This window comes from Paenibacillus sp. NFR01 (assembly GCF_900111565.1).
Lineage (GTDB): Bacteria > Bacillota > Bacilli > Paenibacillales > Paenibacillaceae > Paenibacillus_AQ.
This window is the reverse complement of record NZ_FOIK01000002.1, coordinates 509,861-534,123: the sequence shown is the minus strand read 5'-3', so window position 1 is coordinate 534,123 and position 24,263 is coordinate 509,861. Positions and strand designations below refer to the sequence as shown.

The window sequence follows — 24,263 nt, the reverse complement described above, 5'->3', positions numbered from 1 at the left end:
GCGGGCGGGGCTTCTTGAAGTCCGTCTCCCTCCGGAAGGCGAAAGGCCTGATGGACCGAAAAAGTCTGCGAGGGCATGCATTCAGAGGTTTGTTCTATAAAAAGGGAGGCTTAATCATGGGTAGAATGTTCAAAAACTTCGGCAAACAAGGGATGAAGATCGGTACGGCAATGCTCGCGGTAGCGCTGGTGGCGAGCGGATGCGGCGGCTCGGGCAATGGCGGCAAGGACACGGCGAAGAAGCTGGAATCGCTGGACGGCCGTTACACGCCAAGCGCCGATCAGCCGGCCTGGCAGCTTGACACAAAGAAAGAGACGACCGACCTGACCTGGTACGTCAATGCCGACTGGTGGAACACCGATTTCGGCAACGACGTCGTGACCAAAAAGATCAAAGAAGATTTGAACATCAATATCAAATTTATCAAGGGCGACGATACGAAGCTGAATACCTTTTTTGCGGGCGGGGAAATGCCGGACCTGATTACCGTATTCGATTCCAATTCGCCGGTGGTGCAAAAGGCCGCCAGCTGGGCGCTGCCGCTGAACGACCTGGCCGAGCAATACGACCCTTATTTCAATAAAGTAGCCGCGGAGGACACGCTGAAATGGTTCCAGCTGAGCGACGGCAAAACTTACGGCTATCCGAACTATTCCAATACGCAGGCCGATTATGACAGCGGCAACATTCCGGCGAAGACGGCGTTCGTCATCCGCAAGGACGTGTACGAGGCGCTGGGCAGCCCAAGCTTCGGCACACCGGCGGAATTTAAGAGCATGATGGATAAAATCAAAACCAGCTTCCCGGATCTCATTCCGTTCGGCTTCAATTCCATCGGTACCGGCACCGGCTCCCTCGGCGATGTGCTGCAGGATTTCCTCGGCGTGCCGCTGGAAGACAAAGACGGCAAGTTCTACAACCGCAACCTGGACGAAGATTATCTGGCCTGGCTGAAAACGCTGAACGAAACGTACCGCAGCGGCGATATCAGCGACGACAGCTTCGCGGATGACGGTCCCGCTTTTGAAGAAAAAGTGAAGTCCGGCAAATACGCGACCATGCTTCTTGACGGTACGCCGCAGCAGGGCGGTAATCTGCAAATCTTTATGAGCGGCAATCCGGGCAAGGAATATATCGCCATCGACGGGCCGCAAAGCACCGTAGGCAACGCGCCGACACTGAATCAATCGGGCATTACCGGCTGGATGATCAGCTTCATTACGAAAAAATGCAAAGATCCGGCGAAAGCGATCCAGATCTTTACGTATCTTTTGAGCGACGAAGGCCAAATGCTGATGAACTACGGCATCGAGGGCGAAACGTACAAAATCAACGACCAAGGCAAAGTCGAGCTGCTGCCGGAAGTGAAGGACCTGCAACTGAACAATGCCGACAAGTTCAAAAAAGACTACCGCATGGGCGAGTTCATGTTCTTCGGGCATGACAAACATAAAGCGCTCAGCGACGACGCGTTCCCGGAATCGATCAAGCAAATGCAAGAATGGGGCAAGGGCAAGCTGAAACCGCACTTTATTCTGGAAAATATCAACCCGGCCCAAGGCACGCCGGAAGCCCGTTCCCTGACTGCCATCGACACGACCTGGAACACCACGCTCGTCAGCCTGATCCGTTCGAAGAGCGACGATGAATTCAATGCGACGCTGGACAGCTATAAATCTTTCCTGGAGCAAAACAACTGGGATAAGATCGCAGCGGTCCGCACCGAAAAAATGCAAGCCAACAAAGACAAACTGGGCTTGAAATAGTGAGGGAAGCGCATTTGAACGTTTCATAAAACAGACAGCAGGAGGGAGCGGAGAGACTGTGCCTACATTAACCATTTATGAATCCCGCGGCGAAGGCGAACTGTTCAAGCTTCGGACGGCGGAGGAACTGGAGCGGTTTAGGCCTGATGCCGAAGCTTGCGCGGTTGAAGTGAATGCACGGGAGGAATATCAGGTGATCGACGGATTCGGTGCATCGTTCACCGATTCCGCGGCCTACCTGATAAATCAGGTGCTGGATGAGCCGCGCCGGGAAGAAGCCATGCAGCGGCTGTTTGATCCGCAGGAGGGCATTGGCTTGTCCGTGCTGCGGCAGCCGATGGGCGCTTCCGACTATGCGCGGACGATCTACAGCTATAACGATCTGCCGGAAGGCGAAAGCGACCCCGGGCTCACCCGTTTCAGCATCTCCCATGACGAAGGGGATATCATTCCGCTGCTGCGGCGGGCACTGGCGCTGAATCCGGACATCAAGCTGTTCGCGTCCCCGTGGAGCGCGCCGGGCTGGATGAAGACGAGCGGCTCGATGATCGCCGGCCAGCTGAAGCCGGAGTATTACGGCGCGTACGCCGAATACTTCGTGAAATACATTCAGGCGTTCGCCGGGCACGGCTTGCCGATTTATGCGGTGACGCCGCAGAACGAGCCTTTGTATGAGCCCCATCATTATCCGAGCATGCTGATGCTGCCGGAGCCGCAGGCGGAATTTGTGCGCGGGTATCTGAAGCCGGCATTCGTGCGAAGCGGCATTGAGAGTAAAATCTTGTGTTACGACCATAACTGGGATCGTCCCGACTATCCGCTTGGCGTGCTGGAGCAGGCAGGGGACAGCGTGGACGGCGTCGCCTGGCACTGGTACGGCGGCGAGCCCGCCGCGCAAAGCGAGGTATACCGTGCAGTTCCCGGCAAGGAAGTGCATTTTACCGAAGGGAGCGGGGGCGAATGGATTCCGCCGTTCGAGCAGGCTTTCTCCAATGTAATGCGCACGGGGATCCGGATTCTGCAAAACTACAGCCGATCCTTCATCCTGTGGAATATGGCGCTGGATGAACGGAACGGCCCGACGGTACCGGGCTTCGGCAAGAGCACCTGCCGGGGCATCGTGACCGTGAATCAGCAGAGCGGTGCGCTGGAGTATACGCTGGATTATTACGCACTGGCGCATTTTAGCAAAATCACCCGCCCAGGGGCTGTTCGCCTCGGCTGCAAGTCGGGCAAGGACAGCGTATACGCCGTAGCGTTCCGCAACCCGGACGCGTCCATCGCCGCCGTCTTGTTCAACGACAGCGAGCAGGCGGAGAACGTGGCGCTAAAGCTGGACGGGGGCGAAGCGCTGAGCTTCCGCATGGGAGCGAAAAGCGCGCTGTCGGTGAAGCTGGATGGATAGGTTCGGGCGCGTCGTCGATCGTGAAAGCACGGTCAAGCCACGGTCGTGGCAAGACAGCCTCGGATCGTGGAAGGGCGGACCGTGTCGGAGTATTTAAGGGCGGAAAACAACATATCGTTGAAGGGAGTGCCCCGTTCGGGGCGCTCCTCTTTGCGTTTAATCCATGGTGGAGATGACCACCGGCCGGAGCGTGGCGGGTGGCAAGCAGTGCTGGATGAGGCGCAGAAGAAGGGGACGGCGGATGGTGCATCGCGATGTTAGGCTGCGGCAGCCGGTCAAGCCCCAACAGGCGTCAACAGGCGTCAACAGGTGCATATTACGATTAGGCGGTGTGTGCGGGATGGAGCCTCGGCGGCGCGGAGTATTTTTTATGGATTAAGGGGAAAAACGCCCACTAATTTGCAGCGAACCGCTTGCCGGGGAAATTAGTGGGATTTGATCCCTCTTTTGCCGCTAGGTCGGCGAAATGGCGGTGAACGCAGAAAATAGTGGGGGGAAATCCCACTATTCCTGCAAATCGGCTGTTTTCTTCGGAATTAGCGGGAGGTTTACCCACTAATTGATTTACGCCCAGCCGAAGAGATAGGCTAGCTGTGCAACGGTGAAGGTAACGGCAAGCGCGATGCCGAGCGGCAGCGCGGCGGAGACGACCGCCCATTTGAGGCTGCGGGTCTCTTTGTAAATATTAACCAGCGTTGTTCCGCATGGATAATGCAGCAAGGAGAACAGCATCATGTTGAGCGCGGTCAGCCAGGTCCAGCCGTGGCTCAGGAAAATATCCTTGATGCCGCCGAGACCGTCGACATCGACCATGGCACCGGAGGACATGTAGCCCATCAGCAGAATCGGGAGCACGATTTCATTGGCCGGAAGTCCGAGAATAAAAGCCATCAGAATAAAGCCGTCGAGGCCGATCAGATGCGCGAAAGGATCGAAAAACGCGGCCATATGGTTCAGCACGCTGTCCCCGCCGACCATCACATTGCCGAGCACCCAGGTGATAATTCCGGCCGGAGCAGCGACGACGATGGCCCGGGTCAGCACATTCAGCGACTTCTCCTTCGAGGAGCGCAGAATGGTCTTCAGGATCTGCGGGCGGCGGTAGGGCGGAAGCTCCAGGGTGTAATGCGTCGGCACGCCGCGCAGCGCGGTCCGCGACATTGTCCACGATACGCCGAGCGTGACGGCGATGCCGACCAGCACGATGCCCATCAGGACCAGCGCTGTCGCCAATGTCTTGACCATGCCGGTGGCTGCGGCGCCGACCATAAACATCGAGGAAAGCAGGATCAGCGTCGGCCAGCGGCCGTTGCAGGGCACGAAGTTATTCGTCAGGATGGCGAGCATCCGCTCGCGAGGCGACTCGATGATGCGGGTGGAGAGGATGGCGGCGGCGTTGCAGCCGAACCCCATCGACATGGTCAGCGCCTGCTTGCCGTGGCCGCCGGATTTTTTGAACATGCGGTCCATGTTGAAGGCGACGCGCGGCAGGTAGCCAAAGTTCTCCAGCAGGGCGAAGACGGGGAAAAAAATCATCATCGGGGGCAGCATGACGCTGATGACCCAGGAGGTACCGCGGTACAGCCCCAGCACCAGCACGCCGTGCAGCCAGGCCGGTGCATGCAGCGCTTCGAAGCCGGAGGTCAGATAGCCCTCGATCCAACCGAAGAGCGAGGCGAGCCAGCTTGACGGATAGTTGGCTCCGGCGATGGTGATCCAGAACACCAGCCCCAGGCCGGCAAGCATTATCGGAAAGCCCCAGATTTTTGAGGTTACAATGTTATCCAGTTTATAAGTGCTGCGGAGTTTATCGCGGTCCTTGTATTTGACGGAACGGCGGCAGATATCGGCTGATACCCCGTAGATGCCGCTGACGATCTCGTCGCGGATCGCGCCCCGGTCTGCGAGCTTCCGGGCAGCGTCCCGCAGGGAATCCAGCGGGTCCGGGCCGTTAATGGCATGCGGTGGCACCATGGCCCAGCACCTCCTTCGGCAGGCTGCCGGGTTTCTGCAGCATGCGGTTTTTGAGCGAAGCCAGCAGGCTCTGATCGCCGTCCAGCAGCCTCAGGGCAACCCAGCGTGCCGGATACTTCGGTCCGAGCACGTGCTCGACCAGCGGCATCAGTTCGGCGATGCCGCGTTCGATCTCTTCGCTGTAAGCGATCCGCAGCGGGGCGCCAGCGAAAGCGCCGGTCGCGACCCGCTCCACCTGCTTCAGCAGCCCGTCGATGCCGATCCGGTTACGCGCGGACACGGCGACGACCGGCACGCCGAGCGCTGCCCGGATGGCCTCCAGGTTGATGGCGATGCCAAGCTTTTTCGCTTCGTCGATCAGATTGATGCAGATGACTGCGCGGCCGGTAATTTCCAGCACCTGCAGGGCAAGGTTGAGGTTGCGCTCCAGCGAGGTGGCGTCCAGCACGACCAGCGTCACATCCGGCTGCTCGAAAATAATATAATCCCTGGCAGCCTCTTCATCGGCGGAATTGGAATACAGCGAATATGTCCCGGGCAGGTCGACGGCGACGTACTCCCGGCCGTTATATTGAAACTCTCCTTCGGCCGTGACGACGGTTTTGCCCGCCCAGTTGCCGGTATGCTGGCGCATGCCGGTCAGCAGGTTGAACAGCGTGCTTTTTCCGGTATTGGGATTGCCGGCAAAGGCTACGGTATAACGTTTCATCACGCTTCACCTCCGATAAGTTCCCCGTAAATCCGCGAGCTTTCTTCGCGCCGCAGCGCGATCGTCGTATTGCTGACCCGGTAGGCGGCGGGATCGCCGAGCGGGCTGCGCCGGAGCACCTCCACGACATTGCCTTTCACAAAACCGAGGTCCAGCAGCCGTCTGCGCAGCACGCCTTCCACGTCCATCCCGCTTATCCGCACCATGCTGCCGATTCCGGCCTCCGATAACGCGAGTGAGTCTCGTTCCATTCCAGTCGCCTCCTTGGATACATTTCGAATTCTTGTTCAAAGCCGAACCACTTTTTTTGAACTCAAACCATTGTTCCATTTCGACCATCGTTACATATCGAACTATTGATTCATCTCGAATTATCGCTTCGTCTCGAACGATCGCTTCATCTCGAACGATCGCTTCTTCTCGAATGATCTATGGTGTTTTGCAGCATTTTTGTAGTCATCCACAAGATTAGTATATGAGTATAACTTTGTCCTTGCAACAAAAAAGTTTCCCTAAGGAAAGATTGGGAACAAAAGGAGTAGAAGGTATGGGGCAAAAAGTCCAGGGACCGGAATGGACTGGCACATGATATTGGTTGGCAATAGAAGAACAAGGGGATCTGGTAAGCAATGATAGCGTGAGAAAGGGGGGCGATGCGCAGGCGTTGGCTGATTTCCGCAGGAGGTTTAGAACAAACTAGGGGGTTGATGTGTGCCTCGTCCAACGTATGAGTATTCCTTTTGGAGGGGATTGTGAGGGGAGCGTGATTGCTGAATGGGCATGTGCTGAAAGTGGGAACATGGCAAAAACCAAAGAACTTACGGACATGAGAGCCGCTATTTGCCAAAGAACAGGCCTTTTTTGAAATTAACGGACACAGGAGACCTTATTTCGCTAAAAATGATGAAAAATAGCCAGAAATAGCACAATAACGGCGCTGGTGTCCGTTGCATCGGGAAATATGGTGATTTTGGAAAAATAACGGCTCTCATGTCCATTAGAGAGCTACACTTGGCAACAGATGCATCCGGCCAAGCGCTTTAGCCCCGGGCCATATTTCGCCCGGGGCTAAAGCTGTTCATAGGAAGCGGAGGAAGCGGAGCATTTCGGAATGCGCGCTGATTCTCTTTTGCAGCAGACATTGATAGCCGGCCTAACGCAGGCTGGCCCTGGAACCCGCTGCGGGATATACCGCATCACGTTGCCAGCTCTGCATCACGTTGCCAGCTCCGCATCACGTCGCGGGTTGCGCCGCATCACGTCGCCGTATGTGCCGCATCACATCGCCAGCCCCGCATCGCGCCACCGGATGTGCCGCATCACTTTGCTGTCTCGGCATCGCGTCGCCGGATGCGCCGCCGCAGGTTGCCGGTACGGCGTCCGCCGCCCCGGCAACCTGCGCCTTACGCAGCCGTTAAGCCTGCACGGCTTTCAGGCGGAACGTGCAGCTGGTGAAATCGCCGCGCAGGTCGGAGACCGTCAGGCCGATCTTCATCAGGCGATCGCCGCCCCAGGCGCCGCCGCCAACCAGGGCGTCGAACGGCGATTGGCCATCGGCCGCCGCGCCGGTTTCGAGCGTGTAGTTTTGGTTCGGGTCGAGCCCTTTGAGCTGGAGCCGGCGCAGCGGGCCGTTCGGTTCGGCGAGCACGCGGAAATAGGCGACAAACGCTTCGCTCTTGTCTTCGCTGACGAACATCCAGGCGGTGTCGCCGCGGCCTTCGAACGGGCTGAGCAGGCGGTACATGTCGCCTTGCTGCACCAGCGTGCGGATCTCCTTGTATTGGGCGATCTGCTTGGCGGCCAGCGCTTTTTCGGCCTCGGTGAACTTGGTCAGATCCAGTTCGTAGCCGAAGTTGCCGCTCATGGCCACGTCGCCGCGCATCGCCAGCGACGTGATGCGGTCGACCTGATGGTTCGGCACGGCGGAAATATGCGCCCCCATGCTGCTGGCCGGGTAGACGATGCTGGTGCCGTACTGGATGGCGAGCCGTTCCACGGCATCCGTATCGTCGCTGGTCCAGGTCTGCGGCATGTAGTAGAGCATGCCCGGATCAAACCGGCCGCCGCCGCCGGAGCAGCTCTCGAACAGAATGTCAGGGAATCGCGAAGTCAGGCGCTCCAGCAGGTCATACAGTCCGAGCATGTAGCGGTGCGCGGTTTCCCGCTGGCGGTCTGCCGGTGCGGAAGCGGAGACGATCTCCGTCATGTTGCGGTTCATGTCCCATTTGACGTAGGCGATCGGCGCGCTCGCGAATACGGCGCTTAAAGTCTCATACAGATAGTCGCAGACATCCTGGCGGGACAGGTCGAGAATCAGCTGGTTACGGCCTTCCGTCCGCCGGCGGTCTGCAGCATGCAGGCACCAGTCGGGATGCTTGCGGTACAGTTCGCTGTCGGGCGAGATCATCTCCGGCTCGACCCACAGGCCAAACTTGAGGCCCTGCGCGTTGACGCGGCCGGCCAGGTCGCCCAGGCCGCCCGGCAGTTTGCGCTTGTCTTCGAACCAGTCGCCGAGCGAGCTGTTGTCGCTGTCGCGTTTGCCGAACCAGCCGTCGTCGAGCACGAACAGCTCGATACCGAGCGGGCCGGCTTCTTTGGCGATCGCTTCGATTTTGTCGGCGTCAAAATTAAAGTAGGTCGCTTCCCAGTTGTTGACGAGGATCGGACGGGCCTGATCGCGGTGTACGCCGCGGCACAGCCGTGTGCGGTACAGCCGGTGGTAGGTACGGGACATGCCGCCAATGCCTTCCGCAGAGTAGACAAGCACCGCTTCCGGCGTCTGGAACGATTGCCCCGGCTCGAGCAGCCAGGAGAAGTCGAATGGGTTAATGCCGAGCGTGACGCGGGTCATGCCGAACTGCTCGACCTCGGCTTCAATGGCGAAGCTGCCGCTGTAAACGAGGCTGAAGCCGTAGGCGTCGCCATGGTCTTCGTCGGTTCCGGGACGCAGCAGGGCAAGGAACGGGTTGAGCTGATGGCTGCTGGAGCCGCGGCGGCTCTCCAGACGCAGCGCGCCGGGGCCGAGGGCACGGCGCTGCACATGGCGTTCGCGGGCCCATGCGCCGGAGAGATACAGCGCTTCATAGTCGGGGTCGGCGAAATCGAGCGAAGCGCTAAGCGCTTGTTCGAGGCGGAGCGCTGCGGCACCGCCGTGCTCGAAGCGGGCCGAACGCGTTATTGCGCTGTGGTTGGCAAATACGGTATAAAGCAGAGCAACCTTCAGGCCCGAGTAGACGTCGACAAGGTTCAGCTCCAGCGTCAAGGCTTCGCTCTCGTTTTCAGCGTATACCGCAGGCAGGCCTTCAAGCGCAGGTTTGCCCGGAATGATCTGATATCCGGCGTATTTCAGCTCGGTAATCCGGCTGCCGTCGGCAAGCAGCGCCTGGTATGCCGGCTGGCGGAAATCGCTCGAACCGTATTGCGGATATTCCTGCGGCAGCGAGTCCAGCGAGATTTCATGTTTGCCTGGAACGGGATTCGGACAGAACGAGCTGCGCTCGCGCAATTCCGGCAGGCTGGCGAGCCCGCGGTCGTGGCGGAGCTGGGAGCCCCAGTAAATGTGGGCAGGATACCCTTCGACAAGCCGGATGATATAGCTGGTTCCTTTGGATTGCAGGTGGAACAAGCCCAGCGATTCGTCAACATGAATGTTCAATGAATGTCACTCCTCTTGGGATAATTGGGGGCTTTGCCCGGAGCTTTCTCCGGAGCTTTCCCGGATAATCAGCTTGGTGCCGATGATGGAATGCGACGGGGCTTCGCGGCCCTCCAGCCGTTCGGCGAGCAGCGTGACGGCTGCCCGGCCCATCTGTTCGGGATAGGCGCGCACCGTGGTGAGCGGCGGCTGGAGATACGGGGCCATCTCGATGTCGTCGAAGCCGACGATGGCCATCTCGCCGGGAACGGCGACGCCATGGTCATGCAGCGCCCGCAGCGCCCCGACGGCGAGCGGATCGCTGGCGGCGAAGCAGGCCGTCGGCCGTTCCGGTCCGGCGAGCAGCTCGGCCATCATGCGGTAGCCGTCGGCACTGTTCCAGCGCCCCGTGCGTACCCACTCGGGACGGTATATGCCGTGCTCGCGCAGCACGCGTTCGAAGTGATGCACGCGGCGCTCGCCGGCGCCGGCGCCGCCGATGAAGGCGATCTTCCGGTGCCCGAGTCCGATCAGGTGCCCGAGCGCTTGGCCGACGGCCTGGCGGAAATGCAGCCGCACCGAATCGAATTCGGCCGGCTCGTTGTACTGATCCACGAACACGACGGCATTTTGGTCGGTATGCAGGGGATCCAGCTGGCTTGCATCGTAGTCGCCGCCTACGACAATCAGTCCGTCGCTCCCGCGCACGGACGGTGCAAGGGTGCGTCCGCGCAGCGTCTGGCCGAGCGTCAGCCCGAGCTCCTCACAGCGCACCTCGACGCCGCGCCGGATCGCTCCGTAATACGGGTCGTCCCGCTCTTCCTCAATGGAGCACCAGAGCAGGAGCGACACCGTTTTGCTCGCGCGTTCGGCGGTACGCTTCAGCTGCCGGACCCGGGCCGGCTTGTACCCGAGCCGTTCGGCGACGGCGAAGATCCGCACGCGGGTCTCTTCGCTGACCGACAGGCTGAGGTCGTTGTTCAGTACCCGTGAGATCGTGGCTGCCGAAACGCCGGCTTCGCGGGCGATGTCTTTGATCGTTGCCAATCGGCTGTCCCCTTTCCATTGTCAGAAACGATTAAGTGTTCAATTATAGTTTAGTTAATAAATTTACTAAAACAACGCTTTCATTCTAGCATTTTGCCCGGCGGGATTCAAGCGGATTTTTCGGCCGACGAACATGCCGAAAGCCCAAGCGGCAAGAGTGATTAGCCTCTTGCCGCTTGGGCAGACAAATATGGATAAGATTCCGGTACTTTATACCATGATTTTGCGCAGACTGTGGATATAGCGGGACCGGACAGCCAGGAAATAGACCGACTGAATGGCCAGGAATGCGCAGGAGGTGACGAGCACCGGCACGGTGACACTCATGATGCCGATTTGATGCAGGATCGGCCGGATGACCACCAGCGTCTGAATCGCGGCGATGAGAATCGGAATGTAGAAGAGCAGCGCCATCTGCCGCGTTGCCGAAGCCGACATCTCCTTGATGCTGAGGCCGATTTTGGACAGCGCATGGTACATCCGCATGTCGGTGTTCAGCTCGGAATGAAGCCGGAAGTACAGGAAGCTCGCGGACGAAAGCGAGAAGATCAGCGCGATGAACACGCCGATGAAGCTGAGCATCATCCAGCTCTGCCGGGTCGCCATAAATTGATCGGCCCGTGCGATCAGCGAGGCATCCCAATTTGAAATTTCCCGGTTGTGGTCCGAGCTCCATTTCGCGAGCTGCATGGAGAGCTCCGTTTCCGGTTCGCCGCTGACCGGCAAGCCTTTGTCCCAGGCGGGAATTTTGTAAAGATACATGATTTTAAGCGCCGAAGCTGATGCATGGGCCGTTTCTTCCGCATACACCCGGTCGTCAACCACAAGCAGCGATCTGGAATAGAGGCCCAGCGGCGATACCTTTACTTTATCCACGGATTGCAAAGTAAGTTCGCGGCCGGGGACCCCGATAACAACGAGGTCCCGGCCCTCTGAATAGCCGTTCAGATGCTTATCCCCGTTGTTGATGAGCACGGCCTGCTGCTCCCCGAGCCCGGAAATCACGGACCGGTTCATCTGCGGTGCCAGTTCGTTATAAGTGCTGAGCGGCAGCATCAGGAGGTCCGTATAAGATCCGTCCTTGGTTTCGGCGATGGAGGTGGTCAGTGTCTCCACGCGGTTCTCGCGGTACTCCACGCCGGCATCGCCGAGCGTGCTGCGGATCATAGCGAGCTCTTTATCGCCTTCCGCGCCGCTATACAGCGTGAGGCTGAAGGCAAAGGGACTTTGCGTATAGTTGGTTTTGTTGGCTTCGGTGAGCGACAGCAGAAATCCGGAGGCCATGCAGGCCAGGGAAGTCACCACCGTGACCATAAACAGCATGCGGGCATTGTCTTTCAGCTTGTAGCCCATCTCCGAAATCCACAGCAGGTTCGTACCCTGCCAGAGCCGGCGGCGGCTGAACTTAAGCACGCGCATCGCCAGAACCGTCAGCTGGGAGTAGAAAAAATAAGTGCCGGCAATGCCGGTGACTGCCGCGGCCAGCAGGGTTAACGGGGACACCGGCATGCGGATAATGACGGCGCCAGCGGTCAGCAGCGCAATGCCGAATAAGGCAAGCAGCCAAGACACTTTCGGCGGCGTTTTCGGTTTGACGGTTCCCGTCAGCAGCTCCAGCACCTGGTTCCGGCGGATAAACAGCAGCGTAAAGACGGAAATCACCAGGAACAGGGAGATGAATGCGGCTGCCGTGATCAGCATCGCCTTTACCGGCCAATAGAAGGGCAGGTTATCGATGCCGATCATCCGCGTGCTCAGCAGCAGGAACAGTCTGGACAGCAGCATGCCGCCGGCGATGCCCGTTGCGATGGAGAGCAGGCCGATAATCATATTTTCCAGAAAAATCAGCCGGTTGATCTGTCCCGGACGCGCGCCGAGAATCGTCAAAATGCCGAATTCATGGTTTCGCCGCTTCAGAAAGGCGCTGATCGAGTAGAGGACAAAGAAGAAAGCGAAAATATACACGATATAAGAAGCGATTTTCATGCCCGCGGCTGAATTTTCGCCCATTTCGACCGATCTTACCCCCGGGTGATACACGAATACGGAATAAGAAAAGAAGATCATGACCATAAAGGCGCTGCTGAGAAAAAAGGCCATGTATGCGCGGCTGTTGCGCCGCACATTGTTAAACGCGAATTGAGGAAAGCTCATGGCTGTTCCCTCCCCAGAAAGAAAGCGTGTCGATAATCTTCTGGAAAAACGCCTGCCGGTTATCTCCGCGGTGGATTTCCGCGGCAAGCTTTCCGTCCTTGATAAACACGATGCGGTGGCAGTAGCTGGCGGCCAGCGGGTCATGCGTCACCAGCATAATGGTGGTGCGCTCCAGGCGGTTGATGTCCTCCAGCGATTCCATCACCTTACGGGAAGCAGCGGAGTCGAGCGCGCCGGTCGGCTCGTCCGCGAGGAGGAGCGACGGCGAAGCAATCATTGCCCGGGCGATGGCGGTGCGCTGGCGCTGCCCGCCGGAAATCTCGTAGGTCCGCTTGTTCAGAATGTCGCGGATGCCGAGCCGGTCTGCGGCTTGCCCAAGCATCACGTCCATTTCGGACAGCCGGCGTTTGTCGAGCGTCAGCGGCAGGACGATATTTTCCGCCACCGTCAGCGTTTCCAGCAGGTTGAAGTCCTGGAACACGAAGCCGAGCCGCCGGCGGCGGAAAAGCGCGAGGTCTTTTTTGTTCATCAAAAACGGATCGGTTCCGCTGATCTTGACGCTGCCCGAGGTGGGCTGGTCGATGGTGGAGACCATGTTGAGGAGCGTCGTTTTTCCGCTGCCCGACGGTCCCATAATGCCGACGAACTCCCCTTCTTCAATGCTCAGATGGATATCGGTGAGGGCCTGCGTATGCACTTTGCCCGGGTATACCTTGTTTAAACCGCTAACTTCCAGTACGTTCATGGGTTTCATCCTTTCGCTCAGAACTCGGAGTTCCTGTTCTTTTGTCATGAGTGTACAGGATGCGCCCCTCCCCAAGCTATGGATTTAACTTAAATGTTTCTTACACCCGGTTTAAGCTTATGTTCGTATCTCGCCGCCGCCCTTCCGCTTCCTTCGGCTCCGCAGCAGGATAGAGAGCGCCAGAAGCAGCGGGATGAGGACCTGAAATACGGGATCGATCTTGAGGCTGGGGCCAAGGCCGATGGAGATATGCTCGGTGTAATCCCGTTCCAGAAAAGAACTGGCGTAAATGGCCAGGCCGACGGGGAAGACCCACAGCTTGGCGGATTTTCCGGTAATGCCGCTCATCGCTTTTACGGAGCAGAAGTAGAAGACCATCATTTTGATCAGCAGGCCCAAATAAAGCTGGACGGTCACCAGGATATCGGCCCGTTCGATAAACCGGAGGGCGGCCAGCGTGCGTGCCGTCATCAGAAAGGGCAGCTGGCTGAATCCGGCGATGGACGGACCCAGCACGGCGATGTTGATGGCATTCATAAACACCAGGAACAGACTGATCAGAATATAGCCGACGGCCGTTGCCTTGACGGGAACGCCGGGTTTTTCCCAATAGCACCACATCATCAGAAAAACCAGCATCTGGCCAAAGGGAAAGGAAACGACATCGGGAAGGGCCGCGTGAAGGACCGGTTTAAAGCCACCGTCAAACATGGGCAGCAGCCGCTTAAAATCAATAAGGCCCATTATCCCGAGCATGACGACCATTAAAGCGTAAAAGCCCAGCACCATCGGAAGCAGAACCTCCGGAAGGCGGAAAACGACTTCAGTCCCTTTCCAGATGGCATATAAGGCAACCAGCACAAACACCAGCATCGTGATGGAGATCGGCGTTGCTTTCAGTAGTGTCAGCGAGGCCAGCTCCCCGAGGTCGCGCACGTTGCGCATGGATTCATAGGCAAAATAAAGGCTGTAGGTGATCCCGATGACCGTACCGGCGATTTTTCCGAAATTCGTTTGGAGCAGTTCAATGAGATTGGACTTCGGCGAGCTGCGCTGAAGCCAGAAGAAGAGCATCAGAAGCAAAAAACCAAAAACGGCTCCGGTGAGCATCGCCAGCCAGGAATCCTGTTTGGCTTTGCCGCCGACCAGAAACAGCGGGGTGCTGCCGATCTCGAACAGCATGACCATGAAAGCAATCTGCAGCTCGGACACCTTTTCCTTCTTGTCCATCGTTCTCCCGTCACCCTCCTAGCCATTTGATGATCATCCGGCCCACCGGCTGGAAATAAGCGATATACGGACTGGAAATGCTGAGATGGGGCGTGTTGGTTATTCCGCACAGGTTCAAATAGACGCACCAGAGGAGGATGAGCCCGAACCCGAGGCGATGCCGTTTTTTTTCTTTTCCCCGCAGCATGCGGCAGCCTGCCAGGAAGGCGGCGATATACGCCAGTATTAAGAGCGCGATCCTCATCGTCGACCCCCCTTATTTCGGCTGGATGGCTTTGTAGGATTTGCTGCTGAGGCCGGTCCGGTCGATCTTTATGGAGACATGCGGACGAATTTCGATGTCCTTGAAGACGGTGTCCCAGCTTTTATCCTTCTGGATCTGCTTCCAGCGCTTGCGGTCGCTGCGGTGAATCTGGACGGCAAAACCGGTGACGTCGGCCCCCAGCCTGTGGACGGCTTGCCAGGACTCGTTGACATATCCCAACACGACCTGTTCGATGGATTTCTCCATCGTGCTGATCGTCTCGCGCGAATTCATATCCATGGCGCTCCCCACCTCGTTCAGGACGCCGTGGCCGTGGATGCTTACATCCATGACGTAATGATCCTTTTCCCAGATGGGGCGGACCTTTGTCGAGCATGTTTGAAGCATAAAAGAGGCGTCGGTCTCATCGCTTTGCTTGGGATCCGAAGGAAAGGCAATTGTTGCGCTTTCGATTTTGTTGGTGAGGAACGTCAGTCCGAACGCCTGCTCCTGCGACAGCCAGCCGATCATCTTGTCTTTCTTCAGCACAGCCAATCGGCCAAGCGCAAGGCGGGAGGGCAAATCGGTTACGGAAACCTCATCGCTGCGGTCCATCAGTTCGCCGCCTGTCAGCAAGATTTGCGGAATGACCGCGCTGGCCGATTCGGAGGCGATATCCATCGCCAGTTCAAACAGCCGGGTACCTGAATAATAGGAGAGCAGCTTTTCTTCCTGCTCCATCATCAGCTGTACGCCGGCGCCCTGATTTTTGGCCATCTGCATCAGTTGGGCCAGAATCTTGCCGGCTTCACCTTCGGCGATGAATACGAAGACCGTTTCGCGCGCATCCTGCTTGCGCAGGAAGAGATCGATAAGCTGATGGATGCCGTGCTTTGCCAGTCCTTCGCCGATGACGGTAATCCGGGAGTGGGCGAAGAACATCTGCCGCGTGCTTAGCAGATTGGTCCGCTCTACAGCCTCCATAATCGTTTTTCCTCTTGCGGTAAAGGTAACAAACGGAGGGGAACTGGAGCTTCCCGCACCGGATCCTCCCGAAGTGCCGCTGACCCCGGACGACGGATTGATCACCTGGTACGTAGCGATCCATTCGTTATCCTTCCAATCATAGGAGGAGGCGGAGGTGATGCCAAGTTCATTCAGTTCCCGGTCATCCCAGCAACCTGACAGAGGCGCGGAACACAGGCAGAGGCACAGCAGCAGACAGACGGATCGTCCCCGGTTCATGTTCCCCATCCCTTCCCTTTGGATTTGCCGCGTACACGGATTAACGCCATGGCGCCAAGGGGCACCAGCAGATTAAACAGAAAAAACACCGGAAACCGTCCCTCCGCGTTGTAGACATTCAATTTGGCGGAGCTTTCCCAGGTATAAAGGCCTTCGAGCATAATCAGAAGCCCCAATGCGCTAATAAACGGCCGGCTTGTCTTTACCTTGAAGGTCTGCTTGAAGCATTCCGTGGTGGCGAACAGAAAAATCGCAAATTTCATGTAGAGGGACAAAACCCAAAACGAAATGAAGAACATGTCCAAATTCTCGATAAACTTGCCGATCTGCACGACGCCGACCGTAGCGAATCCGGGATATGCGCTCATTTTGATATACTGGGGTCCGAAGACAAGCAGCGCCGATATCATGGAGAACAGGAGCAATGCCGCTACGCAAGCGATACCCATCAGGCCGAAGTAGCGGGCAAGCTGAGGTTTTTTCAGGTAAGGCGCCAGAAACAGCAGAATCGCCACCTCCGACATCCAGGTGCCGGGCGTGATGCTGGCCAGCGTAATTGAAGCGGCGGAATGATCGAACATCGGCAGGAGCCGGTGAACGTTCATTTCATGATTGAGCCCGAACATATAAATCGGCAAATATACCGCATAAAGCATGATTACGATGCTGTTGACCCGAGCAATCGGTTCGATGCCTGAACGTACCATGTAGATCGTGATCAGCAGGATGAGCACGGCGATTAACGTCACCGGAGTGTTGAACAACACATTGTCTTTAATGAAGTTGACGAATTCCCGCAAAATGGTCGCCGTCACGTCCACATAATACTGGAGCATCAGCAGGCCGAGGATAAAGGCGATGACCGGGGAGGTCTTCCGGCCGACCCAGTCCAGAAACGGAGCACCCTGGCTGGCCCGGATAATCGTGCCGACGATCAAAGCCACGACTATTCCGATTACCGCAGCCAGCAGGACGGCCAAAGGCGAATCCTGTTCGGCATACGTGCCGATGATAACCGGCAGCACGACCGTCGCCGTAGGCAAAATGGTGTTAACGATCAGCATGATGGTCTGGGTCGTTCCGATTTTCTCGTTCACAGGCCTCCGCCTCCTTCCGGCGATGCTCCGCCGTTTCCGCCGCCGGTTGAAGGATTTCCGCCATGGGCAGGGGTTCCCTTGCCGGCCTCGGCATTCGTTTTATTGCTGGTGCCGCTGTTGGGTTGGCTTGCGCCTTGGGAGTCAGCCGCTGCCGGTTTCGGCTGCTGATGGCGCCCTTGCCGGCGGGTTTCTTTGCCGGTCAACGTTTTGGGCCGCATCGTCATGTGCCAGAGCGGCACGCGGATAAAGACATCCTTCATGTAGCCCGGCTCCATCGGGGCGATCGGAGATAAATAAGGCACCCCAAAGGAGCGAAGTCCCGCCATGTGGATCAGGAGCACGATCAGAGAGGACATCACGCCGAACAAGCCGAGCGTCGCCGCGATCAGCATCATGGCGAAGCGGATCAGCCGGATCGAGTTGGCGATCGCCAGCGAGGGGATGACGAAGTTGGAGATGGCCGTAAAAGAGACGACGATGACCATCGCCGCGGAGACCAGACCGGCCTGCACGGCGGCTTGGCCCAGCACCAGGGCGCCGACGATGGAAATCGCCGGACCGATGGTCCGCGGCATGCGTACCCCCGCTTCGCGCAGGACGTCGAACGTAATCTCCATCAGCAGCGCCTCCGCCAGCGCCGGCAGCGGAACGCCCTCGCGCTGCGCGGCCAGGCTGATTAGCAGCGTAGTGGGGAGCATCTCCTGATGGAAGGTCGTTACGGCAATATACAGCGCCGGCAGCAGCATGGATACAAAAAAGGCCGCGAACCGGATCATCCGCAGAAAAGACGATATATCATACCGCTGATAGTAGTCTTCGCTGGATTGGAAAAAGTTGAAAAACGTAGATGGAGCCAGCAGTGCGAACGGCGTTCCGTCGATAATGATGCCGACCTGGCCCTCCAGAATTCCGCCGGCCATGGCGTCTGGGCGTTCCGTGTTCTGGATGGTGGGAAACGGCGTCATGCCGCCGTCCTGGATAAACTCCTCGATATAATTGCTCTCCAGGATGCTGTCCGTCACGATGGAGTTCAGCCGGCGGCGGATCTCCTCGATGACACTCTCGTTTGCAATGCCCTTGAGATAGGCCAAGGCAACCGATGTCTGCGTGCGTTGGCCGATTTTGAATTCCTCGATATGCAGATCGGGCGTTTTGAGCCGGCGGCGCAGCATGGCGGTCCCGGTCCGCAGGCTTTCGGTAAAGCCCTCCTTCGGGCCGCGGATGACGCCCTGGGAGGTCGGTTCGTTAATGCTGCGTTTCTCCCATCCGGCCGTATCGGCCGCGAGGGCAGAGGAATGCCCGTCAAAGAAAATCAGCGTATTGCCGTTAAAGAGCAGCGGAATGAGTACCGTCAGCGTTTTGCCCTCCTGTACGCTTCCGATAGGCAGCAGCTGGTCTTTGACCAGATGGAAGGCCGCTTCCTCGGACATGGCGCTGGTCGTCAAGGTCTGATTGTCCATCAGCGGCATGAGCACCGCCTGGTTCACGGTCTCCGTATTGACCAGACCTTCGATATAGATAAAAGCAATGGAGAGCGCGGAGGAAGGATTGGCATGAAAACGGCGGATGACGATATCCGAGCTGTGCCCGATCAGTTCATGGATCTCCTGCAGGGTCGCTTCCAGCGAAGGGTTCAGCGGCTGCGCCGACGGAACGGACACCTCGGGAGGATCCTGCGGCCCGAGAAGTTTCTGGATCAGCTTATTCGGCATGGTGGTCTCTCCTTCGTGTGCTGGATTCTGGATGGTTTGGGGTTATTATCCCCGGGAGGAGAAAACCTTATTCTTCCATGGCAAAAGGCGCGGTCCTCCCGCTCGGGGGAAGACCGCGCCTTTTATGTATTATCCGAAAAATAGATGCGGACCGCAGTGCCTTCGCCGAGCCGGGATTCCAGCTCCACGCGGTGTCCGAGCCGCTTGCAGATCTCCCGTACGAGATATAGCCCCATGCCGGTCGACTCATGGTACTGCCGGCCGCGTTCGCCGGTGAAGTAGGGATTGAACACCCGCTTCAGATCGGCAGGCGAAATGCCGATGCCTTCGTCGCGGATTTCCATTATTGTACCGTCCGCACCGCGCCGGGCAGTGAGAGAGACGGTTTTGCCCGAGCCGGGCGTATAGTTGACCGCATTGATCAGGATTTGCGTCAGCATGAACAGCAGCCATTTGGCGTCGCTGTACACGGCGAGTCCGGGATCGATGGATATCTCGGCGCGGATGCCCCGGCGGATGAACAGCTTGCGGTTCTCGGCTACCGCTTTGGCGGCCATATCCCGCAGCAATAGGGACTCGACCTGGAAGTCATCTTCAAAGCGCTCCAGGCGGGAGGTATAAATCACCATCTCCAGCCCTTTGCGCAGCCGTTCGAGCTCCTCCTGGATGCTTGCGGCAGCGGCTTCGTCCACATCCTCCAGCGTTAGCTGAATCACGGACAACGGGGTTTTCATCTGATGGACCCAGCGGCCGATGAAATCCACATGCCGGTCCATCGTACGGATCCGCAGGTCCAGCTGCTCGCGGTAATGGCGGTCGGCCGTATGCAGCAGCCGGCTCACTGCCTCGGGCACCGCGGCTTCGCCGAGCGGGTCCAGCAGATTGTCGCCTTCCCCGGCATGGCTGAGCTTTTGATATAAAAGGCGCTGCTGCATGTAGCGGAAGACCAGGTACAGGAGAAGAACGACACCGGCAAGAAGCATGCCGTAGAGCATGACGGAGGGCGGCCGGGAGTCCCCGGTGAGCCAGTAGAGCCCCGGAACGAAGAGCATTTGCGCCAGGTAAAAAAACATTAGCGGCAGATGATCCTTCAGGAACAGCTTCATGGCAGCTGCCTGCCTTCCGCGTTAAGCCGGTAACCGGCCCCGCGCACCGTTTCTACAATCTCCGGCAGTCCCAGCTCCTTGAGCTTCCGCCGCACACGCGTAATATACACGTTCAACGTATTGTCGTCGATGAAATGCTGATCCTCCCACATCAGATCGAGCAGCCGTTCGCGGGAGACGACCCGCCCGGCCTTATGCATCAGCGCCTCCAGCAGCACCGCTTCCTTCTGCGTCAGCTCGGCGGTTTGGGCCTCAAGCTGCACGACATACCGTTCCGGATAAAAAATCAGGCTGCCCGCCCGCAGCGTGCGTTCCTGGAGACCTTGGGCATAAGAGCCGTAGGCTCTGCGCAGGTGACTGCGGATCTTGGCCAATACCACTTCGTATTGGAACGGCTTCGTAATGTAATCGTCGCCGCCGTTCTCCAGCGCCATGACCTGATCCATGCCGCTGTCGCGTGCCGAAATGAACAGGATAGGGCACAGCGAGCTGCGGCGGAGCTGACGGCACCAGTAAAACCCGTCAAATCTCGGCAGATTGACGTCGAGCAGCACGAGGGAGGGCGAGCATTCCTCGAAGGTCTCGAGTACCCGGTTAAAATCGCCGGCAATTACCGCCCGGTAATCGTATTTGGCCAGATAGGCGGCCAGCAAGTCGGCCAGCTTCGCATCGTCTTCGATAATCAGAATCGTATCCATGAGGTCCTCCTTGGACAGGCTTCGCTATTACAGTATCATGCCGGGCAAAATGGATGCAAAGCAAATACGCCGATGAAGCGGCAGGCGCCTAGCAGTCCCGGGCCGTATCTGTGCAAAAAAACTGCAGCTGGTTTATACTTTGTACATTATGGACAGCGACAATCAGGAGGACAGAACAGTGATTACAACCATCGGTTTGATCCGTCACGGCAGCACGGCATGGAACAAGGAAGGGCGCATTCAAGGACATACGAATAATCCGCTGGACGAGGAAGGATTCGGGCAAGCGGAGAAAATCGCCGAGCGGCTCAGCGGCGAAACCTGGGATTATATCTATACCAGCGATCTGCTGCGGGCAAAACAGACGGCGGAGGCCATTTCGGCCAAGCTGGGTATTCCCGTAGCCGGGCTGGTGCCGGAGCTGCGCGAAATGAACGGCGGACTCCTGGAAGGCACGACCGAAGATGAGCGGGTGGCGCAGTGGGGGCAGGACTGGCGGTCGCTGGACCTGCGTCTGGAAAAAACGGAAAGCGGCATGGAGCGGGGAAGCCGCGCCATCGAGGAAATCGCTGCCCGCCATCCCGGCAAGCGGATTCTGATCGTCAGCCACGGCGCGATTTTGCGCAGCAGCCTCAAAGGACTTGTACCTGAGCTGGATGTCAGCGAGCTGCTGAAGAACACGTCAATTACCCGCATTGTAAAAGACGATGCCGGGTGGACCTGCGAGCTGTACAACTGTGCAAAACATATCGAGGAATAAGCAAAAAGGGACAGCAGCGGAAGATATCTCCCGCTGTTGTCCTTTTTTTGTACAGTTTGAAGTCGTTCAGTCAAATTTCCTGCTTCAATGTTTACGCTTCTACTTCAGCCAGCAGCGCGGCAAGTACATCCGGGTAATCCGTAATGATTCCGGCGACCCCGGCATTCATCAGCTCTTTCATCCGCTGCGGGTCATTCACCGTGAACGGATGGTAGCAGACCCCATGCTCGGCGGCTTCGGCCACGAATTCCGGCAGTACTGCGTAATGATAAGCGTGAAGCGCCTCTGCTCCCACCGTTGCGGCATAATCCCAAGGCCGGTACAGCCCGTCCCCGTAGAGGATTCCGGTTCGGATGTCCGGGGCGAGCGCTTTGCAGGTTACCAGCGAGTAGTGATTGAAGCTGGACAACACGACGCGGGGGGACATGCCGAATTCGCGTACGGCGGCGATGACTTTCTCTTCCATGCCGGGGTACAGGAATGTAGTGTTTTTCAATTCGATATTCAGCACGGTGTCCGTATCCTGCAGCAGTTCAAGCAATTCCTCCAGTGCGGGGAGCCGCTCGCCGCGGAACTCCGCCCCGAACCAGGAGCCGGCGTCCAGCGCCTTGAGTTCCGCCAGGGTCTTGTCCTTCACGAAACCCGCGCCGTCCGTGGTCCGGCTGAGTTCCTCGTCATGAATCAACACCAGCTTGCCGTCCGCCGTGAGCTGTACGTCGGTTTCGATGCCGGTGGCGCCCAGCTCCAGGCCGCGGCGGAAGGCCGCCATCGTATTCTCCGGACAGACGCCGGATGCGCCGCGATGCGCAAAATTGATGATAGGAGTCATCTGCATATCCCTCCGAATTCAGGTTGATGAAGAGCGGTTCAACCTTAGGTATTCCACGCCGCGCGGCAAATCCCTGTCGTTGGCCGGACCGGTGGATGCCCATTCCGGAAATTTAACATCCCCCTAATGTTAAGAAATTACGGCTATGCCCGTCCGCTTCACACCCAAAAAAAGAGAGGATTCACGCAGATACAATCTCTCGGATCAGCTCATGCACATGCTGCGCTTCGCTGAAGGCCTGCGTGTATTCGGCGTCGCCGCCGCCGGCAGGCAGGAATGGAATGGACAGCACCGGCGTGTCGCTGCTGCTGAGATAAATCTTGAGCGTCAGCTCATGCACCGGAGCAGGCTTACGCGCCTGAGCTGATGCAGCCTGTACGCCATCAAGCGAAGGAATGGCCGCTTCCCGGGCAAGCAGCGGTCTTGCGCTGGTAATGCGGCTGGTTCTGCTGAACTTGGTCAGCGTTAAGGCGTCCTCCACGATTTCGGCGCCAAGAATGGAGTCGAACGCTACCAGCTGCGCCGCCGGTTCCTCGCGGCTGCCTGCGGTCAGGCTGCCGACGGCAAGCCGTTTGCCGGTTTCGTCCAAGGCGATGATATGGGAGCAATCAGGCGTAATGAAACGGCGGGAAGCCTCCAGCTCCAGCGACGCAACGGCGTGGTCGAGCCTGCTGAGCGCTGCCGGGGCACGGGATAACAGATATTGCTGCACCGCGGCTGCAAGTAGCAGGAGCATGCCAAGGGCAGCGAAAAAGATTGCCAGAATAATCAGAATGATCCACCTCCTTGCTTCATAGATATGCCGGAGACCGGTGTGAACATGCACGGAATCGCTGGGAATTAGCGGGGACGGGCCCGGCAAAAAGGGTACGGGCCGGGCTGCAACTATTGCGGCGCAGCGTCGTCTATACGTATTGGATTTCCAATATAAACCAGACAACCCCGGAGGAGGAGCAACATGGATCTGCATGCATATCCCGTCCCGTACCCAAGCCGCCTGGCCAAGGCAGCACTGTCGCTGCTGGCGTTCACTCTGCTGCTTGCGGCGTGTTTCGCCGGTACCGCCAAAGCCTCTGCCGTCACCGATCTGCTCATCATCAACAAAAAGACGAATACGCTCGGCTACTTCAGCGGCGGAAAGCTGGTCAAAACCTTCCGCGTCGCAACGGGCAAAACGAAAGAGCTGACCCCCGAGGGGCGCTTCCCGATCGTCGTCAAGGTGAAGAACCGGCCGTACTACAAGGAGCATATTCCCGGCGGCGATCCGGCCAATCCGCTCGGCGACCGCTGGCTTGGCTTGAAGGTAAACGGAACGATGGGCACGACTTATGCCATCCACGGCAACAACAACGAATCTTCCATCGGCAAATATGTCAGCGCGGGCTGCATCCGGATGCACAATGACGATATCCGCTGGCTCTATCCGCGCATCGCCACCCAAACCATGGTCATCATTACGTCCTCGGGACTCGATATGCAGAGCATCGCCGTAAAATCCGGTTATCCGCTCGGGCAAACGCTTGTAGCCGGAAGCTTCGTAAAAGACGGAGAAACGATCATTCCGCAAAGTCCTTTTCTGATTGAACAATCCAGAGTGTTTGTACCGCTTCGCGAGACGGTGACGCTTCTGGGAGGCAGCGTGACTATTAACGCGGTAAGCGGAGACATTGTGATGAAACTCGGCGGGCGTACCGTCACGCATCAGCCGCTGGGCGATACGGCAAACGTGGACGGAAAAAGCGTCGCGATGCTTCCGTCGCGGAACGTGGGAGGGCGGCTGTATCTGCCGCTGAGCAGCCTGGCGCCGCTGTTCGGTATCGTCCCGGCCTGGAATCCGCAGGCGAAGGCCGTGGAGCTCTAGACTATCAGGTCCGGTATAACGGACGAAGGAACGGAAAAAGGCCACCC

Annotated in this window: 20 protein-coding genes; 4 read left to right on the top strand and 16 right to left on the bottom strand. The window is 58.0% G+C overall.

The features are described from left to right. Positions 1–116: 116 nt before the first annotated feature. Both BMW84_RS13630 and BMW84_RS13625 read left to right on the top strand, forming a co-directional pair. On the top strand, positions 117–1,766 hold the full coding sequence (locus BMW84_RS13630; RefSeq protein WP_175498808.1) for a type 2 periplasmic-binding domain-containing protein: 1,650 nt from the start codon (positions 117–119) through the stop codon (positions 1,764–1,766). Positions 1,767–1,824: 58 nt separating this feature from the next. Continuing rightward, complete coding sequence (locus BMW84_RS13625) at positions 1,825–3,171, top strand: glycoside hydrolase family 30 protein (RefSeq protein ID WP_091069281.1); 1,347 nt, start codon at positions 1,825–1,827, stop codon at positions 3,169–3,171. 564 nt (positions 3,172–3,735) lie between these two features. Here BMW84_RS13625 and BMW84_RS13620 read toward each other — a convergent pair. The 14 genes from BMW84_RS13620 to BMW84_RS13555 form a co-directional block, all read right to left on the bottom strand. Continuing rightward, positions 3,736–5,145 (bottom strand): nucleoside recognition domain-containing protein, encoded by a 1,410-nt coding sequence (locus BMW84_RS13620; protein ID WP_091069278.1) that lies wholly within the window; start codon positions 5,143–5,145, stop codon positions 3,736–3,738. Then, entirely contained in the window at positions 5,123–5,854 is a 732-nt protein-coding gene (locus tag BMW84_RS13615; protein WP_091069276.1) for a FeoB small GTPase domain-containing protein, read from the bottom strand. The genes BMW84_RS13620 and BMW84_RS13615 overlap by 23 nt, the downstream gene beginning before the upstream one ends. After that, on the bottom strand, positions 5,854–6,105 hold the full coding sequence (locus tag BMW84_RS13610) for a FeoA family protein (RefSeq protein WP_091069274.1): 252 nt from the start codon (positions 6,103–6,105) through the stop codon (positions 5,854–5,856). Before BMW84_RS13610 ends, BMW84_RS13615 begins: the two co-directional genes overlap by 1 nt. 1,163 nt (positions 6,106–7,268) lie before the next feature. After that, positions 7,269–9,509: an alpha-galactosidase gene (locus tag BMW84_RS13605; protein WP_091069271.1), complete on the bottom strand. Its 2,241-nt coding sequence runs from the start codon at positions 9,507–9,509 to the stop codon at positions 7,269–7,271. Positions 9,510–9,515: 6 nt separating this feature from the next. Further along, positions 9,516–10,535: a LacI family DNA-binding transcriptional regulator gene (locus BMW84_RS13600; protein WP_091069269.1), complete on the bottom strand. Its 1,020-nt coding sequence runs from the start codon at positions 10,533–10,535 to the stop codon at positions 9,516–9,518. A 210-nt stretch (positions 10,536–10,745) separates the two neighbouring features. Then, entirely contained in the window at positions 10,746–12,689 is a 1,944-nt protein-coding gene (locus tag BMW84_RS13595; protein WP_091069266.1) for an FtsX-like permease family protein, read from the bottom strand. After that, on the bottom strand, positions 12,664–13,434 hold the full coding sequence (locus tag BMW84_RS13590) for an ABC transporter ATP-binding protein (protein WP_091069264.1): 771 nt from the start codon (positions 13,432–13,434) through the stop codon (positions 12,664–12,666). The genes BMW84_RS13595 and BMW84_RS13590 overlap by 26 nt, the downstream gene beginning before the upstream one ends. Positions 13,435–13,551: 117 nt before the next feature. Beyond that, positions 13,552–14,664 (bottom strand): GerAB/ArcD/ProY family transporter, encoded by a 1,113-nt coding sequence (locus BMW84_RS13585; RefSeq protein ID WP_091069262.1) that lies wholly within the window; start codon positions 14,662–14,664, stop codon positions 13,552–13,554. 10 nt (positions 14,665–14,674) lie between these two features. Then, complete coding sequence (locus BMW84_RS13580; RefSeq protein WP_091069259.1) at positions 14,675–14,908, bottom strand: hypothetical protein; 234 nt, start codon at positions 14,906–14,908, stop codon at positions 14,675–14,677. Between the two features lie 12 nt (positions 14,909–14,920). Further along, entirely contained in the window at positions 14,921–16,153 is a 1,233-nt protein-coding gene (locus BMW84_RS13575; RefSeq protein WP_091069256.1) for a Ger(x)C family spore germination protein, read from the bottom strand. Continuing rightward, on the bottom strand, positions 16,150–17,250 hold the full coding sequence (locus tag BMW84_RS13570) for a GerAB/ArcD/ProY family transporter (protein WP_091069255.1): 1,101 nt from the start codon (positions 17,248–17,250) through the stop codon (positions 16,150–16,152). Before BMW84_RS13570 ends, BMW84_RS13575 begins: the two co-directional genes overlap by 4 nt. After that, entirely contained in the window at positions 17,247–18,962 is a 1,716-nt protein-coding gene (locus BMW84_RS13565) for a spore germination protein (RefSeq protein ID WP_091069253.1), read from the bottom strand. Before BMW84_RS13565 ends, BMW84_RS13570 begins: the two co-directional genes overlap by 4 nt. Positions 18,963–19,084: 122 nt before the next feature. Beyond that, complete coding sequence (locus BMW84_RS13560; RefSeq protein ID WP_091069252.1) at positions 19,085–20,068, bottom strand: sensor histidine kinase; 984 nt, start codon at positions 20,066–20,068, stop codon at positions 19,085–19,087. Continuing rightward, complete coding sequence (locus tag BMW84_RS13555; protein WP_091069249.1) at positions 20,065–20,766, bottom strand: response regulator transcription factor; 702 nt, start codon at positions 20,764–20,766, stop codon at positions 20,065–20,067. Before BMW84_RS13555 ends, BMW84_RS13560 begins: the two co-directional genes overlap by 4 nt. A 181-nt stretch (positions 20,767–20,947) precedes the next feature. Here BMW84_RS13555 and BMW84_RS13550 point away from each other — a divergent pair, with 181 nt between their 5' ends. Then, positions 20,948–21,526: a histidine phosphatase family protein gene (locus BMW84_RS13550; RefSeq protein WP_091069752.1), complete on the top strand. Its 579-nt coding sequence runs from the start codon at positions 20,948–20,950 to the stop codon at positions 21,524–21,526. Between the two features lie 91 nt (positions 21,527–21,617). Here the strand turns inward: BMW84_RS13550 and BMW84_RS13545 are convergent, their stop codons facing one another. Both BMW84_RS13545 and BMW84_RS13540 read right to left on the bottom strand, forming a co-directional pair. Then, entirely contained in the window at positions 21,618–22,355 is a 738-nt protein-coding gene (locus tag BMW84_RS13545; RefSeq protein ID WP_091069248.1) for a glycerophosphodiester phosphodiesterase, read from the bottom strand. Positions 22,356–22,536: 181 nt separating this feature from the next. After that, entirely contained in the window at positions 22,537–23,091 is a 555-nt protein-coding gene (locus BMW84_RS13540; protein ID WP_139209631.1) for a hypothetical protein, read from the bottom strand. A 222-nt stretch (positions 23,092–23,313) separates the two neighbouring features. Here BMW84_RS13540 and BMW84_RS25160 point away from each other — a divergent pair, with 222 nt between their 5' ends. After that, positions 23,314–24,216 (top strand): L,D-transpeptidase family protein, encoded by a 903-nt coding sequence (locus BMW84_RS25160; RefSeq protein WP_091069243.1) that lies wholly within the window; start codon positions 23,314–23,316, stop codon positions 24,214–24,216. The last annotated feature ends 47 nt before the right edge of the window (positions 24,217–24,263 follow it).